This window comes from Krasilnikovia sp. MM14-A1004 (assembly GCF_047159485.1).
Lineage (GTDB): Bacteria > Actinomycetota > Actinomycetes > Mycobacteriales > Micromonosporaceae > Actinoplanes.
In genome coordinates this window covers 6,044,615-6,065,092 of record NZ_AP038773.1, presented here as the reverse complement: position 1 = coordinate 6,065,092, position 20,478 = coordinate 6,044,615, and the positions used below count along the sequence as shown (strand labels likewise).

Below are 20,478 nucleotides of genomic sequence, written 5' to 3'. Positions count from 1 at the left end.
CGTTCTCCTCGTCGGCCTCTCGTCAGGCCATCAGCAGTTCGTGCAGTTCGGCGCTGCACCGGGCGACCTCGTCGGTGTGCGCGGTGCGGCCGAGCGTGCGCGGCCGGGGGATCTTGATGTCCAGGACCTCGCGGATCCGGCCGGGACGCGGCGTCAGCACCACCACCCGGTCGGCCAGCAGCACGGCCTCGTCGATCGAGTGGGTGACGAGGACGATGGTCGCGCCGAGCTCCATGTGCAGCCGTTGCAGTTCGCCGGAGAGTTCCTCGCGGGTGAGCGCGTCCAGGGCGGAGAACGGCTCGTCCATGAGCAGCACCCGGGGATCGGCGATCAGCGCGCGGCACAACGCGACCCGCTGCTGCATCCCGCCGGACAGCTCGTGCGGCGACCGCTTCGCGAACTCCGTGAGGCCGGTGAGGGCCAGCAGCTGCGCGGCGCGGTCGCGGAAGTCCGCCCGGCGCCAGCCGAAGATCTGCACCGGCAACAGGACATTGTCGATCACCGATCGCCACGGCAGCAGCGCCGGGCGCTGGAACATCATGGCGATGTCCCGCCTCGGTTTGGTCACCCGTTCGCCTGACACCCGGATTTCGCCCGCACTCGCCGGGAGCAGGCCCGCGACGAGGCGCAGCAGGGTCGACTTGCCGCAGCCGGAGCGGCCGACCACGGCGACGACCTCGCCCTCGGCGACCTCCAGATAGATCTCCCGCAGCGCTTCCACCGTGCCGGAACGACTCGCGAACGAGCGGGAAACCCCGGAGAAAGTGATCATCTGCGCCCGCTCCAGATTGCTTCCGATCAATGCGTGAAGACTTTAACCCGATGATGTTGCGCGATCATGACGGGACTGTCCACAGAGATCACTGAGACAAAACCGTCATCGAAGTGCCGTGTGATTTCCCCTACGCTTGCCCCGCGAGTTTCACTCACAACATCACGCGGCGCCACCCCCCGATCCGGCGCCGTCCCCCTCGATCGGCCCCCTTTGTTGGGAAGGAACACGGTGCACAGAAGAGCCTTCACCCGTACCCTCGCTGCGGCCGCGCTCGCCGCGACGCTGGTCGCGGCCGCCGGCTGCGACGACTCGGACGACGCTGCCAAGGCCGGCGGCCAGTCACTCGAAAAGGTGACCTACCTGACGTCGTTCGGCACCTTCGGCCGGGACGCCTACGCCTACGTGGCCAAGGAGAAGGGCTACTTCGCCGACGCCGGGTTCGATGTGGACATCAAGCCCGGCGGGGGCACGGGGGAGAATCTCAAGATCGTCACGGCGGGCCAGGCTCAGTTCGCCCCGATCGACCTCACCGGGCTGCTGCTGGCCGCCGGGTCGGGTCAGGCCAGCAACTACGTCGCGGTGTCCGGCATCCAGCAGCGCACGATGGCGGCCATCATCACTCTCCAGGGCAACGGCATCACCTCGCCGAAGGACCTGGAAGGCAAGACGCTGGCCGATTCCCCGGCGTCCGTGGTGCGCAACCTCTTCCCGACGTACGCGAAGCTGGCCAACATCGACGCGGCCAAGGTGACCTGGCAGAACGGTACGCCGCAGACCCTCATGGGTACGCTCGCGGCGGGCAGGGCGGCCGGCATCGGGCAGTTCGTCGTCGGCAAGCCCACCGTCGAGGCCATCGCCAAGAAGCCCGCGGTCGTGCTGCCGTACAGCGACTACCTGCAGGACCTGTACGGCAACGTGCTGCTCACCTCGCAGTCGTACGCCAAGGCGCACCCCGATCGGGTGAAGGCGTTCACCGGGGCGCTGCTCAAGGGGCTGGGTGACGCGATCGCCAACCCGGACGAGGCCGCCCAGGTGCTCAAGAAGTACGTACCCACGACGAATCCGCAGGCCGCGGCCGCGGAGCTGACCCTGATGGGCCCGTTCGTGAAGTCCGAGGCCTCCGGGGTGCCCGTCGGTGCGCTGGACAGCCAGCGGGTCGCCCGCAGCATCGCGATCCTGCAGGGCTCGGGCCAGATCAAGCCGGGGCTGACCCCCGAGCAGGTCATCGACTTCAGCCTGGTACCGAAGGCCTGATCCTGATCGAGCTGGGCCGAAGGCCTGATCGGGCTGGTGCCGAAGGCCTGATCGAGGTACACCGTGGACGCGCCGGAGGCACTACCGGTGCGTCCACGGCCATGCAGGGAGTGACGACATGACCGAGTTGGCCACGACCGCGCCCGAGACGGTCGCCCCGTCCCTGCCCGCACGGCGGCGTACCGTGTCCGCGGTCGCCTGGCCGTTACTGGGCCTCGCGCTGGCGGTCGGCGGGTGGTGGCTGGCGACCGAGCTGTTCGCTGTGCAGACGATCATCCTGCCCGCGCCGCCCGACGTGCTGTCGGCCTTCCGTGCCCTGCACGGTGAGCTGCTGGCGCAGACCGGGCACACCGCCGCCGTGACAGTGCTCGGGTTCGCGCTGTCCGTCGTGGTCGGTGTGCTGATCGGGGCCGCGATCGCCACCTGGCGGCCGTTCGAGCGGATGTTCCAGCCGCTGCTGGTGGCGTTCAACGCGGTGCCGAAGGTGGCGCTCGCGCCGCTGATGCTGATCTGGTTCGGCTACGGCCGGACGCCGGTGCTGGCCATGGCGTTCATGGTGTGCTTCTTCCCGATCGTCTTGTCCACCGCCACCGGGCTGAGCACCACCCCGGCGGACCTGGCCGAGCTGGTCCGGTCGATGGACGCGTCGCGGCTGCAGACCTTCCGTACGGTGCGGGTGCCCGCCGCCCTGCCGCAGATCTTCGTGGGGCTCAAGGTGGCGATGCCGCTCGCCCTGATCGGCGTGGTGGTCGGCGAGATGCAGTACGGCGAGTCGGGCCTCGGCACGATCATCGTGCAGACCAGCGGCCAGGGCGACACCGCGACCGCGTTCGCCGCGATCGTGCTGCTGGCCCTGGTGAGCATCGTGCTGTATTACTCGCTGGTTCTGGCGGAGCGCCTGCTCCTGCCGTGGGTCCGCGCGACCACGTCGGCGCGCTGACCCGATCCGCGCGACCACGTCGGCGCGCTGATTCCGGTTCGCGCTACCACGTCGGCGCGCTGATCCCCGCCCGGCCGCCGCGCCGGTCGGCCGCCCCGCCGGGCGGCGGGGCGGCGCGGGTGAGCGCGGGTCAGCCGAGGAGACGCCAGCGGCCGCTGCGGGCGACGAGCAGGGTCAACGCCTGCGGCATCAGGCCGGAATGGTTGTCCGGGGTGATCCGGATCGGGCCGGACAGGCCGTCGATCTGCGAGGTCTCCAGGATGTCGCGGATCCGCTCGCGGTCCCCGCCGGCCTGCGTCACCGCGTCCGCGATCAGATCCACCGCGTCGGCAGCGAACGCCGCGGCGCCGGAGTAGCTGCCGTACCGGGAGGTGTAGTCGCGGAACCACTGCTTGCGGGCCGCCTTGGCCGGGGTGGTCGCGATGACGTCGTCGATCGCCAGGATCTGGGGGAAGACCATCGTGGCGTCGTTGGTCGCCCGGGCCGCCTCGCTCGGGATGAACAGGTCACCCGCCGCCGCGGCGTCGAAGTAGAGCCGGCCGCCGAACTTCGCGGCCTTCGCGCTGGTCGCGGCGAGGGTGGCCTGGTCGGGTGCGGTCCACACGACCAGGGCGTCCGGCTTGCTCTCGGTGAGCATGTCGACCGCCTGGCTGACGTCGGTGGCGGCCGGCTTGACGGTACGGGACTCCGTGATCGTGATACCGGCCTTGTCCAGTGCCGACGCCATCACCTCGTGGCCACCCCGGCCGTACAGGTCGTCGGCGTAGAGCAGCGCGACGGTCTTGGCGCGGGTGCGCTGCAGCTCCGCCACCAGGGCCGCCGAGCTGTCGACGGGGTTGGGGCCGAGCTTGAAGACGTAGCGCCGCTGGGTGACCGGGCTGCTCACCTCGGCCGCGGCGGCCAGCGCGATCGTCGGTACCCGCTTGTCGTTGATCGTCTTGGCCGCGTCGACCACGCATTCGCCGCACGTGCCGGTCACGATCGCGGCCACCCGCGCGTCGTCGCCGAACACGCTGATGTTGCGCAGCGACATCGTCGAGTCCGACCGGTTGTCCTGCACGCGCAGCACGAGCCGGCGGTCGCCGAGCTGGCCGGAGGCGTTCACCTGTTCGATCTTGAGCTGCAGGGCCCTGGCGTACGCCGCGTCGATCGCCGAGCCGGACGCCAGGTCGGCGCCGATCACGACTTCGGTGGTGTCGCCCGCGCCGCTGCCGGAGTCGCAGCCGGACACCCCGGCAGCGAGCAGGGTCAATGCGAGCAGGGACGCCGTCACGCGGCGGGGGAGCCTCACTGGATGCCTCCTCGAAGGCGGGCGCAGGGGGAACGGGCCAACGGTGTCCGGCGTGGCGGGTGCGATCACGGACACGCTGTCCGTCCAGGCGGCCCAAACCTTGCCAACGTGAAGGGTGCTGGTCAAGCCGTACTTGGGGGTCCACGCGAGACGGACTTCTCACATAGTGGTTGGAATCATGATGGGCGAGTGGCATCGGCGGGATTCGTTTCCCCGGCGGCCCGGATATTCGTGCACGTCAAAGCCGACAGGGGATCCATTGTCGATCGGAGCGGTCAACTTCGCGGTGCCGAACAAGCCTGTTTCCGGTATGTCTCGGCCTTCCCAAACCCGCTCGGCTTCTGATGAAATCGCGGCCGTGCCGCGTGTGACGTCGCCCTTGCCGCCAGTAGCGGACAGGCCCGAAGCGCGCGCATCCGGCCGGCGCACAGATGCGGGGACGACCACCGAGGAGATGTCGTGAGCACCGGTTCATCGCTCCAACCCGCGACACACAGCGGCCCCGGTGCCGGCCCGGGCGCCCGCGGGTCACGTCGCAGCGGGGGCTTCCTGCGTCTGCGGGATGCGCGCATCCGGTCCAAACTGGCCCTCATCCTGTTCGTGCCGCTGCTGGCCGTCCTCGGGCTGGCCACGGTTCGCCTGGTCGACGTCGGCGGGCGGGCGTACGCCGCGAACCAGGTCGAGGAGCTGACCCGGCTCGCGACGGACGTGTCGGAGCTGACCCAGGCCCTGCACGCCGAACGGATGGCCGCCGCCGAGTACCTGGCGGACCCGGCGGCCAAGCCGGGCGCGTACAACGCCGCGGTGGCCCACACCGACGACCGGATCGACCGGTACCGCGCCAACCGGCTGGCGCTCGGGGATCTCCCGGCCGCCGTGTCGGACCGGCTCAACCGGATCGACGACCACCTGCGGACGATGGACGCCACCCGCAAGAAGGTCACCGACCGGGACGAGATCGCGGTCTCCGAGGCGGTGCTGCGGTACGGCGTGGTGATCACCGACCTGGTCGGCTACGGCGAGGCGCTCAGCCAGTTCGCCGGGGACGGTGCCGTGGCGGACAGCCTGCGCGCGCTGTCCGCGTTCAGCCGCGCCAAGGCCGGCACCGCCGAGCAGGAGGCCGTGGCGTACGCGTCCCGTGTCTCGGGTGACGTCAGCGCCGAGCAGCTGTCGTCGTTCATCGCCACGCAGACCAGCCAGCAGGAGGCGCTGCTGGCGTTCTCGCTGGTCGCCTCGCCCGCCCAGCGGTCCCTGGTGAACAGCACGGTCACCGGCGACGCGGTCAACCTCGCCGACCAGGTCTCCACCCGGCTGGCCCGTTCCGACGCGGTGCCGCCGACCGACATCACCCAGGCGTTCGGCGCGGTCGTCGACCTCATGCGCTGGGCCGAACAGCGCCTGGAGAGCGAGATCGTCACGCAGGCCCACGACGCCAGCGCCTCGGTGACCCGGCAGACGGCCGTCGAGATCGCCATCGTCGTGCTCGTGCTCGGCATCGCGATCGCGCTGGCGGTCGTCCTGGCCCGTTCGCTGAACCTGTCGCTGCGCCGGCTGCGCGAGGGCGCCCTGGCCGTGGCCAACCGGGACCTGCCCGACGCGGTGGCCCGGCTGCGCGACGAACGCAACCTCAGCGAGGTCGGCGTCGAGGAGGTCGTCCGCCAGGTCCGCGACCCGATCCAGCTGACGAACCGCGACGAGGTCGGTCAGGTGGCGCAGGCGTTCAACGTCGTGCACCGCGAGGCCGTACGCATCGCGGCCGAGCAGGCGGCACTGCGGACCAGCGTCTCGGCGATGTTCCTGAACCTGGCCCGGCGCAGTCAGGCCCTGGTCGACCGGATGATCGGCGAACTGGACCTGATCGAGCGCGGCGAGGAGGACCCCAAGCGCCTGGCCCAGCTCTTCGAACTCGACCACCTGGCCACCCGGATGCGCCGCAACGACGAGAACCTGCTGGTCCTCGCGGGCGCCGACTCCAGCCCCCCGCGCCGCGAGGACGCGCTGCTCGTGGACGCGCTGCGGGCCGCACAGTCCGAAGTGGAGCTGTACAACCGGATCGAGTTCGGCACGGTGGACACCGACATCTCGGTCACCGCGCTGGCGGTCAACGACGTCGTACGCCTCATCGCCGAGCTGCTCGACAACGCGACCCGCTTCTCCCCGCCCAACACGGTCGTGGTCGCCGACGGGCGGCGCATCCGCGACTACGTGGTGGTCCAGGTCGAGGACCGGGGCCTGGGCATGAGCGAGGAGCAGATGGACCTGCTCAACCGGCGCCTCGCCGAACCACCCACGGTGGACGTCGCCGCGTTCCGGCTCATGGGACTCGCGGTGGTGGGCCGGCTCGCCGCCCGGTACGGCATCAAGGTCGAGCTGCGCGCCAACCTGGAGGGCGGCACGGTGGCGCAGGTGACGTTGCCGAGCAGCATCGTCGTGCTGCCGAACCGCTCCATCGACCAGCCCACCCGCGGTGGTCGCCAGCTCGACGGGAATTCCGCGGGGTGGCCGGACGCGATCGCGGCCGGGCGTACGGGTGCGGCCACGGCGATCCTGCCGGCCATCGCGCCCGAGCCGTGGCAGCCGTACGACGACGCGGGCGAGCCACTGCGCGCCGACACCGGAGCCCTGCCCGTCCTGCCGCCGCCGGCCGCCCTGCCCGGACCGCAGCCGTTCGTGCCCGCCCAGCGGCCACCGCTGCCCCGGCGCGAGGTCGACCTGCCGACCGGGGAGCATCCCGCCCTGCCGCCGCTGCCCCGCCGTGCCCAGGACCCATGGCAGACCGGTGAGCAGCCGACCCGGCCGCCGCTGCCGACCCGCGTCGCGCAGCCGATCGAGGCTCCCTCCGCGACCAACGCGGCGACCGACGCGTACGCCGCTATCGGCTCACCCACCGCGGCCCTGCCGACCCTGCCGCAGCCCGACTCGCCGCTGGCGGTCGGCTTCCTCAGCCCGGACGGCCACCGCGTCGCGCCGCCCTCGCGGCCGGTCAGCCCCCACCCGAACGGGTGGGGAGCCGCGCTGGCCGCCATGCCCCCGTCACCGCCGCCTCCGACGCCCGCGCCCGCCCAGGAACGCGCGGAGGCGCCGATCTTCCTGCAGATGCAGGCGAGCTGGTTCCGGACCCACGACGGCACGTCGCCGGAGGAGTGGGGCATGCCGACGGCGGGGTACGCGCCGCCGCCGGCCCCGCCGATGCCGAAACCCGAGTCGACCACGGCGGCCCAGACGAACGCGGCACCCCCGTCGACGGCGTCCAGCGCACCGGCCGCAGCGAACGGCCTCGGGCGCACGGCGTCGCCGGGCGGGGGGTCCCCCGTCGCGCCGAACGGCATCACGGGAGCGGCCTCTCCGGCGAGCGGTCCGGCCTCTCCGGCGACCGGTCCGGCCTTCCCTGCGCCTGGTCCGGATTCCCCCGCGCTCGGTCCGGATGCGGCGGTGGCCGGTGCGGCCTCGGGTTCCTCGTCGGAGGGGCAGGGCGTGGGCGCCCGCGATCGGTTCGCGCGGGCCGTCGCGGATTCCCCACGGTCGGACCCCGACCTCGACCTGCACGAGAACCACCACAGTGGACACAATGACCGTCCCACCTCGGTCCCGCCCGCCGGGGAAAACGGCGAGCTGCCCGGCGTGCCGCGACCGCGCCCGTCGGCGGAGGACGCCTGGCGCACCGCGGCCGACGACGGCTGGCAACGGGCCCTGGCCGCGAGCGCGCCACCCGACAACGGCACCACCCGCTCCGGACTGCCCAAGCGCGTACCCCAGGCGCAGCTGGTGCCCGGTGGTGTGCAGAGCAATCCCCGCAACCAGCAGCGCCGCAGCCCCGACGAGGTACGCGGGCTGCTGTCCGCGTACCACCGTGGTGTGCAACGCGGGCGTACGGCCGGCAGCGCCGAGACTGCCGCCGCCGCCCCCGCCTCGAAGGAGAAGCAACTGTGACCAGGACGCCCACGATGCAGGACATGGGCTGGCTGTTGAGCAACTTCGCGGACAGTGTCGCGGGGATCGCCCACGTCGTCGCGGTCTCCGCCGACGGGCTGCTGCTGGCCTCCTCGCGGGACCTGCCCGGAGATCGGGCCGACCAGCTCGCCGCGATCACCTCCGGCGTGGTGAGCCTGACCGACGGCGCGTCCCGGATGTTCAACGCCGGCCAGGTGCAGCAGACCATCATCGAGATGGACAGTGGTTACCTGTTCCTCATGTCCATCAGCGACGGTTCGTCCATGGCGGTGCTGGCCGCCCGCAGCTGCGACGTCGGCCAGGTCGGGTACGAGATGGCGCTGCTGGTCGAACGGGTCGGCGCGGCACTGGTCCCCGCCCCCCGCGAAGTCGTCGGACACCAGATCTGACACGGGCCGTAGCGCGCGAACCGGGAGGGGGGTGACCGCAGATGGAACAGCCGTCGCAGGATCCGCGGGGTGCGCTGGTCCGGCCGTACGCGGTCACCCGGGGCCGGACCGAGCCGCGCCGCGAGATTCCCATCGAAGCGGTCCTGGTCGCCAGCCAGAGCGCCGTTCAGGAGGCCCGGTTCGCCGGGCACGACAAGTACCGCATCGCGCTGATGTGCGAACCGCGGGCGCTGTCGCTGGCCGAAATCGCGGCGTACCGGGCGCTCCCGCTGGGGGTCGCCCGGGTCCTGGTGGCCGACATGGTGACCGACGGGCTGCTGTCGCTGCACAGTGCCGCTCCCAAGGAAGGCTTCACGGAGCGGATGGACCTGCTGGAAAGGGTGTTGAGTGGACTTCGCAAGCTCTGAGCGGGCGGGGGCGCAACCCAAGGAGATCACCTCCGCGAAGATCGTCGTGGCCGGCGGGTTCGGCGTCGGCAAGACGACGCTGGTCGGGGCGGTGTCCGAGATCGAGCCGCTGACCACCGAGGCCGTGATGACCTCGGCGGGACAGGGCGTCGACGACGCGACCAAGGTGCCGGGCAAGGAGACCACCACGGTCGCGATGGACTTCGGCCGGATCACCATGGCCGAGGATCTGATCCTGTACCTGTTCGGCACCCCGGGGCAGACGCGGTTCTGGTTCATGTGGGACGAGCTGATCCGGGGTGCCGTGGGCGCCGCGGTGCTCGTGGACACCCGGCGGATCTCTGATGCCTTCGCGCCGCTGGACTACTTCGAGAACCGGCACCTGCCGTACCTGGTGGCGCTGAACTGTTTCGACGGCGCCCCCCGGTACGAGCCCGACGAGGTACGCGAGGCACTGGCGATCGCGGCGCACGTACCGTTGATCATGTGCGACGCCCGGCATCGCGACTCGGTGAAGCAGGTCCTGGTCGGGGTGGTGGAACACGCCATGGCCACGCTGGTCGCGGAGCACGGGCGGGGGCACCCGGCACCCGTCGGCTGACGACGGGGCCGGGGTCAGGCGGACAGGCGGTAGCCGCGCTTGACCACGGTCTGCACCACGCCGGGCGCGCCCAGCCCGGCGCGCAGCCGGGCCACGGCCATCTCGACGGCGTGCTCGTCGGCACCGCGCGGCAGGGCGTGCAGCAGCGACGCCCGGGAGCGCACCCGCCCGGGCGTGGTGGCCAGCGCCCGCAGCACCGCCATCGGGGCGGGGGCCAGGAGGCGCAGCTCGCCGTCGACGATCGCGGCGTGCCCGCGCAGGGTCAGCGAGTGACCGCCCGCCTGCAACTGGACCGCCCGCTTCGGTAGCTCGTCGACGATCGTGCGGACGAGCGCGCTGAGCCGCGCCCGCGGCGGCGTGACCACCGGGATGTCGTACCGATGTAAAGGTGTGGCCGTGACCGGGCCGACGCAGGCCGCCATGACGTCGGTGCGCAGGGCGTCGAGCACCCCGTCGGCGCCCGTGCCGGCGGCGCGCAGCAGCGCGGCCACGGCGGGGGCCGAGGTGAAGGTCACCGCGTCGACCAGCCGGGCGGCGATCAGGTCGATGAGCCGGTGCAGGGGTGCCGGGTCGACCGGCGGCGCCCAGCGGTGGACCGGCACTTCGATCACCGTGGCGCCGGCGGCCTCCAGCGCCGCCGTGTACTCGGGCTGGCTGTCGCCGTGCAGTTGCATCGCCACGGTCAGCCCGGCGACCCCGCGCGCGGTGAGGTGGTCGACCACCTCCTCATAGCTGTCCGCCTCCGGCGACCAGTGTTCCCGGAGCCCGGCGGTGCGCACCGCGGCGCGGGCCTTCGGGCCCCGGGCCACCAGGTACGCGTTCGTCAGCACGGCGCGCAGCGGATCGGCCAGGCCCCAACCCTCGGCGGCCTCCAGCCAGCCGCGCAGCCCGATCCCGGTGCTGACCAGTACGACGTCGGGGGGATCGGCGAGGCAGGCGCGGGTGGCGGCGCGCAGTTCCGCGTCGTCGGCGATCGGGATGATGCGCAGGGCGGGGGCCAGCACGATCCGGGCGCCGCGGTGGCCCAACTGCTCGGCCAGCTCGTCGCGGCGGCGGTCCGAGGTCACGCCGATCGTGTAGCCCGACAGCACCGCCGTGGGCTGCGCCAGCGCCGCTTCGGTGAGGACCGCTCGGCGCGGCCCCCCCGTCCGTTGAGTCATGCGGTGCTTCCCTGGTTGACAGGCCGCGGCGTGTCCGGCCGGTCCACCGAAGGGCACGGCCGGAAACCGCCGTCCTCAGCGTCGACCCGCTCCCATGTCACGCCTACGTTCTCCGCCGTGCCTCCGACCGGAGCGCGCCGCGGCCTGTCGCCGAACCGGTGCACCGGTTCGGCGTGCGCCGCCAGGTCCGTCCTCAACCCTGGCGGCGGCTTCTGGGGGGTGCGGTCGCTTTTGTCACGCTTCTCGACACGGCGGGGCCGGAGTCCGGTCCGCATCGTCGAGGTGTCCGCACCACGTGCCATGACGGAAGCGTGCCGGTGGGTGATTTCGGCCTCAAGTCCCGTTTGTTTCGAGCCTGCTAAGAGGCATCGATCACGTCGGGGCGCGCCCGTGCGGGGCCGGAGCGGTGCCCCGCGGTCCGGCGCGGCGGGGGACCGGGTTATGATGACCGGCGGTACGTTAGGGGGTCCCGTCGTCCGGCGAGACACCCACCCGACACGGGCAGTGCCGGCGCGGCGGGCGGTGACTGGTTTCCACTGGTGACTGTCGGCCGTTTTGACCGCACACTGCGCAGGCGGGTAACGTTGCCTGCTGTTGTGCGACAGCTGACGAGCGTACCCGGCGGGTAGGCTTGACGTTCGTGCCCGCTACGAGCCAGCGCGCGCCCCCAGACCGACGACGAGACAAGGTAATTCTGTGCGTACGTACAGCCCGAAGCCGGGTGAGATCGAGCGGCAGTGGCACGTCATCGACGCTTCTGACGTCGTTCTGGGCCGCCTTGCCACCCACGCCGCCAACCTGCTGCGCGGCAAGCACAAGCCGACGTTCGCCCCGCACGTCGACACCGGCGACTTCGTGGTGATCATCAACGCGGGCAAGGTCGCGCTGACCGGCAACAAGCGGCAGACCAAGGTCGCCTACCGGCACTCCGGCTACCCGGGCGGTCTGAAGCAGATCGGCTACGAGGAGCTGCTGACCAAGCGCCCCGAGAAGGCCGTCGAGCTCGCCGTCAAGGGCATGCTCCCGCACAACAAGCTGGCGCGGCAGATCATCAAGAAGCTGAAGGTCTACCCGGGTGCCGAGCACCCGCACGCGGCGCAGCAGCCGAAGCCGTTCGAAATCACCCAGATCGCGCAGTGAGCGCGGGAGAAGGCAGCAGCATGTCCGACATCATCGAGCCCGAGGTCGTCGAGACCGTCGAGGAGCCCGCTGAGACGGTCGTCGTCGTCGAGACGCCCGCGCCGGCCCCGGTCCGCGCCCCGCGTCCCGGTGACCGTCCGATCCAGACCGTCGGCCGCCGCAAGGAGGCCATCGTCCGGGTGCGTCTCGTGGCCGGCACCGGCAAGATCGTCTGCAACGGCCGTGAGCTGGAGAGCTACTTCCCCAGCAAGGTGCACCAGCAGCTGATCCGCGAGCCGCTGACCACCGCCGAGAAGGCCGAGCACTTCGACGTCATCGCGAACCTGCGTGGCGGCGGCATCACCGGCCAGGCAGGCGCCCTGCGCCTCGGCATCGCCCGCGCGCTCGTCGCGAACGACGGCGACGACCGCCCGGCCCTCAAGAAGGCCGGCTTCCTCACCCGCGACGCGCGGGTCAAGGAAAGCAAGAAGTACGGCCTCAAGAAGGCCCGTAAGGCTCCGCAGTACTCGAAGCGCTGACGTTGCGCCGCTTCTGACAGACGGCCGGGTGGTCCTCCCCGTGAGGGCCGCACCGGCCGTTTCGTTATCCGCCCAGCCGCGCGTGATGGTCCCCGGCCCACGCGACGGTGCAGGCATCTTTCGACCGTTGTCCCGGCCGCCTCGTCGACGGCCGCCGTCCAGCAGCAGCGTTCCGGACCCGCGATCCCCCTCCGCTCACCGGGCCCGGGCCGCGAAAATCCCCAACTAGCACTCCGGTCCCCGACCTGTTCGGACGGGTGAAGGCACCGGCGAAAGGAAGCCGCAATGGCGCGTCTCTTCGGCACCGACGGCGTACGCGGACTCGCGAACGGCGATCTCACTCCGGAACTCGCTGTCTCGGTCGCGGTCGCGGCCGCCCGGGTGCTCATCGAGAGCGACCGCAGCCACCAGCCCCTCGCGATCGTCGGGCGGGACCCGCGGGCCAGCGGCGAGATGCTGGAAGCCGCGGTCGTGGCCGGCCTGACCAGCGCGGGTGCCAACGTCGTCCGGGTCGGAGTGCTGCCCACCCCGGCTGTCGCGTACCTGGTCGGGCAGGCCAACGCGGACCTCGGGGTGATGCTGTCGGCGTCGCACAACCCGATGCCGGACAACGGCATCAAGCTGTTCGCCGCGGGCGGCCACAAGCTGCCCGACGAGCTGGAACAGCGCATTGAGGCGGCGATCGCGGACGGGCACGGGCTGATCGGGCGCCCCACCGGCGCCGGGATCGGCCGGGTGCACGACCTGCTGGACGGCGGCGAACACTACGTGAAGCACCTCGTTGGCTCGGCTCCGCACAGCCTGTCGGGGATCAAGGTCGTCGTCGACTGCGCGAACGGGGCGGCCAGCGAGGTGGGCCCCGTCGCGTACCAGGAGGCGGGGGCGGAGGTCATCGCCATCCACGCCCAGCCCGACGGGCTCAACATCAACGACAACTGCGGCTCCACCCATTTGGAGGCGGTCCGTGCGGCCGTCCTCGCGGAGGGCGCCGACCTCGGCCTCGCCCACGACGGCGACGCCGACCGCTGCCTCGCGGTCACCGCGTCCGGCGAGGTCGTCGACGGCGACCAGATCATGGCGATCCTCGCGCTGGCCATGCGCGACGCCGGGACGCTGACCGGCGACACCCTGGTCGCCACGGTCATGAGCAACCTGGGGCTGCGGCTGGCCATGAAGCAGGCCGGCATCCGGCTGGTCGAGACCAAGGTCGGCGACCGGTACGTGTTGGAAGAGCTGCAGAACGGCAAGCTGGCCCTCGGCGGCGAGCAGAGCGGCCACATCGTCATGCCCGCGTACGCGACGACCGGCGACGGCGTGCTGACCGGCCTGCACCTCATGGCGCGGATGGCCGCGACCGGCCAGAGCCTGGCCGACCTCGCCGCGGTCGTGCACAAGCTGCCGCAGGAGCTGATCAACGTACGGGTGGCCGACCGGCAGGCGGGCGCGGCGGCACCGGCCGTGCAGGCCGCCGTGGCGCTGGCCGAGCAGGAACTGGGCGAGACCGGCCGGGTCCTGCTGCGCCCCTCCGGTACCGAGCATCTGGTGCGGGTCATGGTGGAAGCGGCCACCCAGGAGCAGGCCCGAGCGGTCGCCGAGCGCATCGCCGACGAGGTACGCACGGCCAGCCCGGTCTGAGTCCGGGCCGGTCTGCCGCGTGTTCGGTGTGGCCGGGGCGTGGCCCGCGGTGGTGGCGTCTGCCGCATGGTCGGTGTGGCCGGGCTGGGCCGGTCCGGTGGGGTCGGGCGCGGTCAGGTCAAGGTGCGCAGGCGGCGGGCGGCCTCGTCGATGACCTCCTCGCGTTTGCAGAACGCGAACCGGACCAGCCGCCGCCCCTCCTCCTGGTGGTCGTAGAACACCTGGGTCGGCACCGCCACCACGCCGCACCGCTCCGGCAGCGATCGGCAGAACTCCACCCCGTCGCTGCCGCCGAGCCCCGTGATGTCCGTGGTGACGAAGTAGGTGCCCTCGGCGGGGAGCACCGCGAAGCCGGCGTCGGTCAGCCCCGAGACCAGCCGGTCCCGGCGGCGTTGCAGGCCGTCGCGGAACTGCGCGAAGTAGCTGTCCGGCAGGCCGAGCGCCACGGCCACGGCCGGCTGCAACGGGCCCGCGTTGACGAACGTCAGGAACTGCTTGACCCGTAGCACCGCGGACACCAGTGGCGCCGGTCCGGTGGCCCAGCCGACCTTCCAGCCCGTGCAGGAGAAGGTCTTGCCCGCGGATGAGATCCGGATGGTGCGCTCGCGCATTCCCGGCAGCGTGGCCAGCGGGACGTGCGGTGCCGTGGCGTCCGTGAAGACCAGATGCTCGTACACCTCGTCGGTCACCGCGTACACGTCGTGCTCGCGGCACAGGTTCGCGATCAGCGTGAGTTCGGCGGCGGTGAACACCTTGCCGGTCGGGTTGTGCGGCGAGTTGAGCAGGACCAGCCGGGTACGCGGCCCGAAGGCGGCACGCAGCTCGCCCTCGTCGAACCGGTACCGGCCGTCCGCGCCGGGGCGCAGCGTCACCGGACGGCGGACGGCGCCGGCGAGGGTGATCGAGGCCGCGTACGAGTCGTAGTACGGCTCGAAGCAGACCACCTCGTCGCCCGCCTCGCACAGGGCGAGGATGCTGGCGGCGATCGCCTCGGTGGCGCCCGCGGTGACCGCCACCTCGGTGTCCGGATCCCGGGTCAGCCCCCAGAAACGCTGCTCGTGTGCCGCGATCGCGGCCCGCAATGCAGGGATGCCGGCCAGCGGCGGGTACTGGTTCGCGCCCGAGTTCAGTGCCTGCGCCGCCGCCGCGAGCATCTCCGGCGGGCCGTCCGTGTCCGGGAAGCCCTGCCCGAGGTTGACCGCGCCCGTGCGTACGGCGAGCGCGGACATCTCGGTGAAGATGGTGGTGCCGAACGGGCGCATGCGGCCGACGAGCGGGTCGGCCGGGATCGACGTCGTCACGGCGCCAGCCTACGGGCGCGACGCCGTGTCCTCGACCGGCCGTTGCCGTTGGCGCGTCTTCTGTTGGCGCGTCTTCTAGAGAACCATCTTGATGCAGGACGCGGTCGCGAAGGTGCCCTCCCGGCTGCGCTGGGCGACCTGCTCGCCGTCGACCGTGGCCCGGCAGCTGAGAGTGCCCGAGTCGGTGCCGCTGCGGATGGCGGTGACCGACACCAGCGCGGGGCTGTTCATCTTGACCTTCTTGTGCCACGGCAACTTGACGTTGCTTTCCCGCTCGGGGGCCTCGCCGAGCTTCTTCGTGTAAATGATCTCTGCTCGGCCGTCGCCGGTGACCTCGTACTCGACCGTGATCTCCTTGCCGTTGGCGCCGGGCAGGTTGGGCAGGTCGGTCGGCAGGTCGGTGGGGAGGGTCGGCAGCTCGGTCGGCAGGTCGGTGGGCACGTTCGGGAGGTCCGTCGGGAGGTTGGAGACCGCCTCCTTGGCCTTATCGGCGGCCCGGTTGACCGCCAGCACGCCGGCTGTCGCAGCGCCGCCGCACAGCAGCAGCGTGACCGCCAGGATGACCGCGATGAGCGGTGCGTTGCTGCGTCGTGGCGCGGGCGGGGGCGGGCCGTAGCCGGGTTGCCCGTATCCGGGTTGCCCGAATCCCGGCTGTGCGTATCCGGGCTGTGCGTAACCCTGCTGCGCGTATCCGGGCTGGCCTGGTTCGGGCTGGCCGTAGACCGGGGGTGGATAGCCGGGCTGGCCGTAGCCCTGCGGGCCGTGGCCCGGGGAGCCCTGGGGGGCGTAGCCGGGGGGCTCGTAGCCGGGTGGGTTCTGCCCCGCTGGGGGCTCGTAGCCGGTCCCCGGGGCGCCCTCGCCCAGGGTGGGGAACATGGCCGTCGGCGGGTACTGCTGCTCCGGGCGTGCTTGCGGCAGCGAGGCGTACCCGGGCTGGAAGGTCGGCGGCTGGGGTGGCTGATCGGACCGGGGGGAGAGCGCGTCGCCAGCCGCGGGGTACGGCTCGGGCGCGAGCGCGTCCCCCGACGGCGCCGACCACGGGTCGCCGGAGACGGGCGCGGGGGCCGTCGGGTCGTCGGCGCCAGGGGGGTTCGACGGCTGCTGGGACTCTGGGGGCTTGTTGTCGCTCAAGGTTCTTCTCCCGGTGCGCGCACGTCGTGGCGGTAGCCGACGGTACGCCTGCCGCGCCACCGCGTCGCAGGCGACCGCGCCACGGGGTCGGGAGTGAGTGCGCGATCTGGTCGTGGGTGAACTGTGCCGTCCGGTTCGCGAGCTGAGTTGTGCCGCCGCGTCGCGGCGTGAGCTGCGCCACCCGAGTTGGGGTGGGCTGTGCTGCTGGGTGGGGGGTCATGGCCGGTATGGGCGGGTGGCGGTATGCCCGGCTAGGGTTCCGGGCTGGCCGAATGGCCATTTCGCTCAGGGTCGATGCGTGAAAGTGGCTACTTCGCGCAGGACGCGTGAGCGGTCGTCCGCTACGCTGCCCCACATGTGTGGGATCGTGGGATACGTAGGTAGCCGCCCGGCGCTCGGCATCGTGCTCGACGGGCTGCGGCGTCTGGAGTACCGGGGATACGACTCGGCCGGTGTGGCCGTCATCAGCAACGGGTCCGTGCGCATGGAGAAGCGCGCGGGCAAGCTCGCCAACCTGGAGAAGGCACTGGCCGATCGGGGCGCCGACGGTATCGCGTCCGGATCCACCGGCATCGGGCACACCCGCTGGGCGACGCACGGTGGGCCGACCGACCGTAACGCCCACCCCCACCTGTCGGCCGACGGCCGGGTCGCGGTGATCCACAACGGCATCATCGAGAACTTCACCCGGTTGCGCGCCGAGCTGCAGGCCACCGGCGTCGAGTTCGCCAGCGACACCGACACCGAATGCGCCGCGCACCTGCTGGCCGCCGAAATGAGTGAACTGCGAGCGGCCGGCGCGGAAGGGCCGCAGGCCCTGGCCGAGGGCATGCGACGGGTCTGCCGCCGCCTCGAGGGCGCGTTCACCCTGCTGGCGGTCGACGTCGCGGTGCCGGACGCGGTGGTCGGTGCCCGACGCAACTCGCCGCTGGTCGTCGGCCGCGGCGAGGGGGAAAACTACCTCGCCAGCGACGTGTCGGCCTTCATCGAGCACACCCGCGAGGCGGTGGAGCTGGGCCAGGACCAGGTCGTCCTGATCACCCCGGCGGGCATCGAGATCACCGACTTCGACGGGCAGCCCTCCACGGGCAAGGACTTCCACATCGACTGGGACGCCTCGGCCGCCGAGAAGGGCGGCTACGAATACTTCATGCTCAAGGAGATCGCCGAGCAGCCCCAGGCGATCCACGACACGCTGCTCGGGCGGCTCTCCGAGCGCGGCGAGATCATCCTCGACGAGGTACGCCTGACCGACCAGGACCTGCGCGACGTCGACAAGGTGTTCATCGTCGCGTGCGGCACGGCGTACCACTCCGGGCTGGTCGCCAAGTACGCCATCGAGCACTGGACCCGGATCCCGTGCGAGGTGGAGCTGGCCAGCGAGTTCCGCTATCGCGACCCGGTGCTCGACCGGTCCACACTGGTCGTCGCGATCAGCCAGTCCGGCGAGACCATGGACACTCTGATGGCGCTGCGGCACGCGAAGGAGCAGAAGGCCCGCGTGCTGGCCATCTGCAACACCAACGGCTCGACGATCCCCCGCGAGTCCGACGCGGTGCTCTACACCCACGGCGGCCCGGAGATCGCGGTCGCGTCCACCAAGGCGTTCCTCACCCAGCTGGTCGCGTGCTATCTGATCGGCCTGCACCTCGCTCAGGTCCGCGGCGTCATGTACGCCGACGAGGTGGCCGCGGTCGTCTCCCGGCTCATGGAGACCCCCGACCACCTGCGGCAGCTGCTCGACACCATGGAGGACGTCCGGGAACTGGCCCGCGACCTCAAGACGGCGTCGACGGTGCTGTTCATCGGCCGGCACGTCGGGTACCCGGTAGCGCTTGAGGGGGCGCTCAAGCTCAAGGAGCTGGCGTACATGCACGCGGAGGGTTTCGCGGCCGGCGAGCTCAAGCATGGCCCGATCGCCCTGATCGACCAGGGCACCCCCGTGGTGTGCGTGGTGCCCTCGCCTGCCGGCCGTGGGGTGCTGCGGGACAAGGTCGTCTCCAACATTCAAGAGGTCCGCGCCCGTGGAGCCCGCACGATCGTCATCGCGGAGCAGGGCGACGACGCGGTGCGCGCGTTCGCCGACCACCTCATCGAGGTGCCGCGTACCCCGACGCTGCTGGCCCCGCTGATGACCACCGTGCCGCTGCAGATCCTCGCCTGCGAGATTGCCTCTGCCCGGGGCCACGACGTCGACCAGCCACGCAACCTGGCCAAGTCGGTCACCGTGGAGTGACATCGCGCCCCACCGTGATGTCCGTGATCGCGTCCAGCGCCGGGCGGCCTCGGTCCCAGTAACCGAGGTGCCCGGCGTCGGGCTGGCTGGCGAAGACCCGGGCGCCGAACGCCGGGTCGCTCGGGTTGTGGCCGAACCACAGGTCGTCCTCCGGACGGCCGAACGCGAGTGCGGCGCCGAGGCCCGGCACGGTGGCGGCGACGGCGAGATCGGCCGGTAGGCCGCGTGGCGCCAGGGCCGCGTACTGGATGACGTCCGATCGGGAAGTCGACGACCATACGTGCCCGGCGGGAATGTTGAGCGCGCCCGCGGAATCCACCCCGACGCCCGGCGACCCCACGAAGATCACGTCGTCGGCCGCCAGCCCCGACGTGGCGGCTGCCCGGCCCACGACCAGCGAGCCGTAGCTGTGCCCGAGTACGGTCCGATGCGCTCGGCCGGTCTCGTGCGCGGCGGCCAGGCCGTCCTGGAACCGGCGCAGCCGTTCCGCGCCCGCCTCGGCCCGGCCGGCGCCCGCCGCCTCGTCCACAAAGTCGGGCGCGTCGTAGTCGAGCCACAACACCGCGCTCGTCGCGGCCGCCGGGGCCAGCCACCCCGCCCGGGCCGCGACCCGTTCCGCGCGTCCCAGCTCGCCATCGGCCGAGGCGAGGCGCGCGGTCATGCCGGGCACATGGGTGAGGACGTGGTCGGCCCGGTCCGGATCGCCGAGCGCCACCACCACCCGGCCCTCCTCCGCGAGATCCAGCCGCAGTAGGTACGCCCGCGGCCCGGCATCGTCGGCCAGCCGGTCGGCCAGCGTGGCCAGGCCGTCCCGGAGCCCGCGCAGCCTCTTGCGCTCGCCACCTCGCGCATCCAGGAGGGCCCGGTCGATTTCGGCGCGCTGCTGATCCAGCAGCAGCCGGTTGGCCAGATCCCGGTCGGCGGCGGGCAGGCCGTCCAGGGTGGCGATCGCGGCCGGTTCCGTGACGGCCGTCCACAGGCGCTCGGCCGGCGTCTGGGCTTCCCACCAGGCACGGACCTCGGCCGGGGAGGAGGTGCACGAGGGCAGGGGCGTGCCGTGCGGCGGCACGGCCGCGAGTCCGCTTCCGGCGATGGTGCCGGCGCCGGCGAGCGGTCCGATCGCCGCCCTCAGGTCGTCCAGTCGCCGCGCGGCCACGCCGTCCGCCGTGGTGGCGACGGACAACGCGGCAGTGATGGCAGCGACCGCCTCCGTGCGGGCCGCCCCCGCCTCCGCCGACATCCCCGTCCGAGTCGCGGATGTCCCCGGCTCGGCGGCGGGCGCCCCACGCGGTCCGGTGGCGGACTGCGCAGTGGCGGCCTTCCCCGAGGCGGGACACTCCCGGACGTTGCCCTCGTCGTCGAAACTCAGACCCGCCCGCTGGGCCGCCGCGAGCGCCGTGGCCAGCAACGCCCGGGCGCGAGTCAGCGCCCCGGCGAATTCGCTCAGCGCCTGATCGGCGCGGTAACAGGCGAGCCGGAACACCTCCAGGCCACGCCGTAACCGGGTCAGCCGCGCGAGCGCGGCCAGCGCCGCGGCACCCGACCAGCCCGACCTCAGCCGGGCCGCGTGCCGGTGCAGCTCGGCCGTCCAGGCCCCGGCGGCACTCGCCCGGGACCGCCACGCGATGGACGCGCCCGCCCAACGAGCCGGGTCGGTCGCCCTCAGCCTGGTGAAGGTCGAGGCGCTCATCAGTCCAACCTGACGAACAATGCACACCCCTGCCTGCAGCGGCTGGGGTGCCGGGCAGG

Annotated in this window: 16 protein-coding genes; 10 read left to right on the top strand and 6 right to left on the bottom strand. The window is 72.1% G+C overall.

Annotated elements, in window-relative coordinates:
- Positions 1 to 22: 22 nt before the first annotated feature.
- Positions 23 to 772, bottom strand: coding sequence for an ABC transporter ATP-binding protein (locus ACMCNN_RS26150; RefSeq protein ID WP_412747272.1), 750 nt, complete (start codon positions 770 to 772; stop codon positions 23 to 25).
- A gap of 231 nt (positions 773 to 1,003) precedes the next feature.
- Here ACMCNN_RS26150 and ACMCNN_RS26145 point away from each other — a divergent pair, with 231 nt between their 5' ends.
- Together ACMCNN_RS26145 and ACMCNN_RS26140 are read left to right on the top strand one after the other, a co-directional pair.
- Positions 1,004 to 2,029 carry an ABC transporter substrate-binding protein gene (locus tag ACMCNN_RS26145; RefSeq protein WP_412743160.1) on the top strand — a complete coding sequence of 342 codons (1,026 nt, stop codon included), beginning with the start codon at positions 1,004 to 1,006 and terminating at the stop codon, positions 2,027 to 2,029.
- 118 nt (positions 2,030 to 2,147) lie between these two features.
- On the top strand, positions 2,148 to 2,969 hold the full coding sequence (locus ACMCNN_RS26140) for an ABC transporter permease (RefSeq protein ID WP_412743159.1): 822 nt from the start codon (positions 2,148 to 2,150) through the stop codon (positions 2,967 to 2,969).
- Positions 2,970 to 3,099: 130 nt separating this feature from the next.
- On the opposite strand, the gene ACMCNN_RS26135 is transcribed toward ACMCNN_RS26140, so the two are convergent.
- Positions 3,100 to 4,260: an ABC transporter substrate-binding protein gene (locus ACMCNN_RS26135; RefSeq protein ID WP_412743158.1), complete on the bottom strand. Its 1,161-nt coding sequence runs from the start codon at positions 4,258 to 4,260 to the stop codon at positions 3,100 to 3,102.
- Between the two features lie 459 nt (positions 4,261 to 4,719).
- Between ACMCNN_RS26135 and ACMCNN_RS26130 the strand changes: the two genes are divergently transcribed.
- From ACMCNN_RS26130 to ACMCNN_RS26115, 4 genes are read left to right on the top strand one after another with little or no spacing between them, the layout of a single operon-like run.
- The gene (locus ACMCNN_RS26130; protein WP_412743157.1) at positions 4,720 to 8,190 is read left to right on the top strand and encodes a nitrate- and nitrite sensing domain-containing protein; all 3,471 of its coding nucleotides are present in this window, start codon (positions 4,720 to 4,722) and stop codon (positions 8,188 to 8,190) included.
- Positions 8,187 to 8,600, top strand: a complete 414-nt coding sequence (locus ACMCNN_RS26125) for a roadblock/LC7 domain-containing protein (protein ID WP_412743156.1) — start codon at positions 8,187 to 8,189, stop codon at positions 8,598 to 8,600. Before ACMCNN_RS26130 ends, ACMCNN_RS26125 begins: the two co-directional genes overlap by 4 nt.
- 41 nt (positions 8,601 to 8,641) lie before the next feature.
- Positions 8,642 to 9,007: a DUF742 domain-containing protein gene (locus ACMCNN_RS26120; protein ID WP_412743155.1), complete on the top strand. Its 366-nt coding sequence runs from the start codon at positions 8,642 to 8,644 to the stop codon at positions 9,005 to 9,007.
- Entirely contained in the window at positions 8,988 to 9,608 is a 621-nt protein-coding gene (locus ACMCNN_RS26115) for a GTP-binding protein (protein ID WP_412743154.1), read from the top strand. Before ACMCNN_RS26120 ends, ACMCNN_RS26115 begins: the two co-directional genes overlap by 20 nt.
- Positions 9,609 to 9,622: 14 nt before the next feature.
- Here the strand turns inward: ACMCNN_RS26115 and ACMCNN_RS26110 are convergent, their stop codons facing one another.
- Positions 9,623 to 10,768 carry a uroporphyrinogen-III synthase gene (locus ACMCNN_RS26110; RefSeq protein WP_412743153.1) on the bottom strand — a complete coding sequence of 382 codons (1,146 nt, stop codon included), beginning with the start codon at positions 10,766 to 10,768 and terminating at the stop codon, positions 9,623 to 9,625.
- 696 nt (positions 10,769 to 11,464) lie between these two features.
- Here ACMCNN_RS26110 and rplM point away from each other — a divergent pair.
- From rplM to glmM, 3 genes are all read left to right on the top strand, one after another.
- Positions 11,465 to 11,908 carry a 50S ribosomal protein L13 gene (rplM, locus tag ACMCNN_RS26105; protein WP_412743152.1) on the top strand — a complete coding sequence of 148 codons (444 nt, stop codon included), beginning with the start codon at positions 11,465 to 11,467 and terminating at the stop codon, positions 11,906 to 11,908.
- A 20-nt stretch (positions 11,909 to 11,928) separates the two neighbouring features.
- A complete protein-coding gene (rpsI, locus tag ACMCNN_RS26100) occupies positions 11,929 to 12,426 on the top strand; it encodes a 30S ribosomal protein S9 (RefSeq protein WP_412743151.1) in 498 nt (165 codons plus the stop codon).
- A gap of 285 nt (positions 12,427 to 12,711) precedes the next feature.
- Positions 12,712 to 14,061, top strand: a complete 1,350-nt coding sequence (gene glmM, locus ACMCNN_RS26095; RefSeq protein ID WP_412743150.1) for a phosphoglucosamine mutase — start codon at positions 12,712 to 12,714, stop codon at positions 14,059 to 14,061.
- A gap of 113 nt (positions 14,062 to 14,174) precedes the next feature.
- Here the strand turns inward: glmM and ACMCNN_RS26090 are convergent, their stop codons facing one another.
- Both ACMCNN_RS26090 and ACMCNN_RS26085 read right to left on the bottom strand, forming a co-directional pair.
- Positions 14,175 to 15,362: a pyridoxal phosphate-dependent aminotransferase gene (locus tag ACMCNN_RS26090; RefSeq protein ID WP_412743149.1), complete on the bottom strand. Its 1,188-nt coding sequence runs from the start codon at positions 15,360 to 15,362 to the stop codon at positions 14,175 to 14,177.
- Positions 15,363 to 15,437: 75 nt separating this feature from the next.
- A complete protein-coding gene (locus ACMCNN_RS26085; RefSeq protein WP_412743148.1) occupies positions 15,438 to 16,493 on the bottom strand; it encodes an MmpS family transport accessory protein in 1,056 nt (351 codons plus the stop codon).
- 355 nt (positions 16,494 to 16,848) lie between these two features.
- Between ACMCNN_RS26085 and glmS the strand changes: the two genes are divergently transcribed.
- Positions 16,849 to 18,729: a glutamine--fructose-6-phosphate transaminase (isomerizing) gene (gene glmS / locus ACMCNN_RS26080; RefSeq protein WP_412743147.1), complete on the top strand. Its 1,881-nt coding sequence runs from the start codon at positions 16,849 to 16,851 to the stop codon at positions 18,727 to 18,729.
- On the opposite strand, the gene ACMCNN_RS26075 is transcribed toward glmS, so the two are convergent.
- A complete protein-coding gene (locus tag ACMCNN_RS26075) occupies positions 18,716 to 20,419 on the bottom strand; it encodes an alpha/beta hydrolase (RefSeq protein WP_412743146.1) in 1,704 nt (567 codons plus the stop codon). The two genes, glmS and ACMCNN_RS26075, sit on opposite strands and share 14 nt — an antisense overlap.
- Between the last annotated feature and the right edge of the window lie 59 nt (positions 20,420 to 20,478).

Bases quoted from the DNA above. Each gene is read 5' to 3' on its own strand.
- ACMCNN_RS26150 (WP_412747272.1), bottom strand. From the start codon at position 772: ATGATCACTTTCTCCGGGGTTTCCCGCTCGTTCGCGAGTCGTTCCGGC.
- ACMCNN_RS26140 (WP_412743159.1), top strand. From the start codon at position 2,148: ATGACCGAGTTGGCCACGACCGCGCCCGAGACGGTCGCCCCGTCCCTG.
- ACMCNN_RS26120 (WP_412743155.1), top strand. From the start codon at position 8,642: ATGGAACAGCCGTCGCAGGATCCGCGGGGTGCGCTGGTCCGGCCGTAC.
- ACMCNN_RS26110 (WP_412743153.1), bottom strand. From the start codon at position 10,768: ATGACTCAACGGACGGGGGGGCCGCGCCGAGCGGTCCTCACCGAAGCG.
- rpsI (WP_412743151.1), top strand. From the start codon at position 11,929: ATGTCCGACATCATCGAGCCCGAGGTCGTCGAGACCGTCGAGGAGCCC.
- glmM (WP_412743150.1), top strand. From the start codon at position 12,712: ATGGCGCGTCTCTTCGGCACCGACGGCGTACGCGGACTCGCGAACGGC.
- glmS (WP_412743147.1), top strand. From the start codon at position 16,849: ATGTGTGGGATCGTGGGATACGTAGGTAGCCGCCCGGCGCTCGGCATC.
- ACMCNN_RS26075 (WP_412743146.1), bottom strand. From the start codon at position 20,419: ATGAGCGCCTCGACCTTCACCAGGCTGAGGGCGACCGACCCGGCTCGT.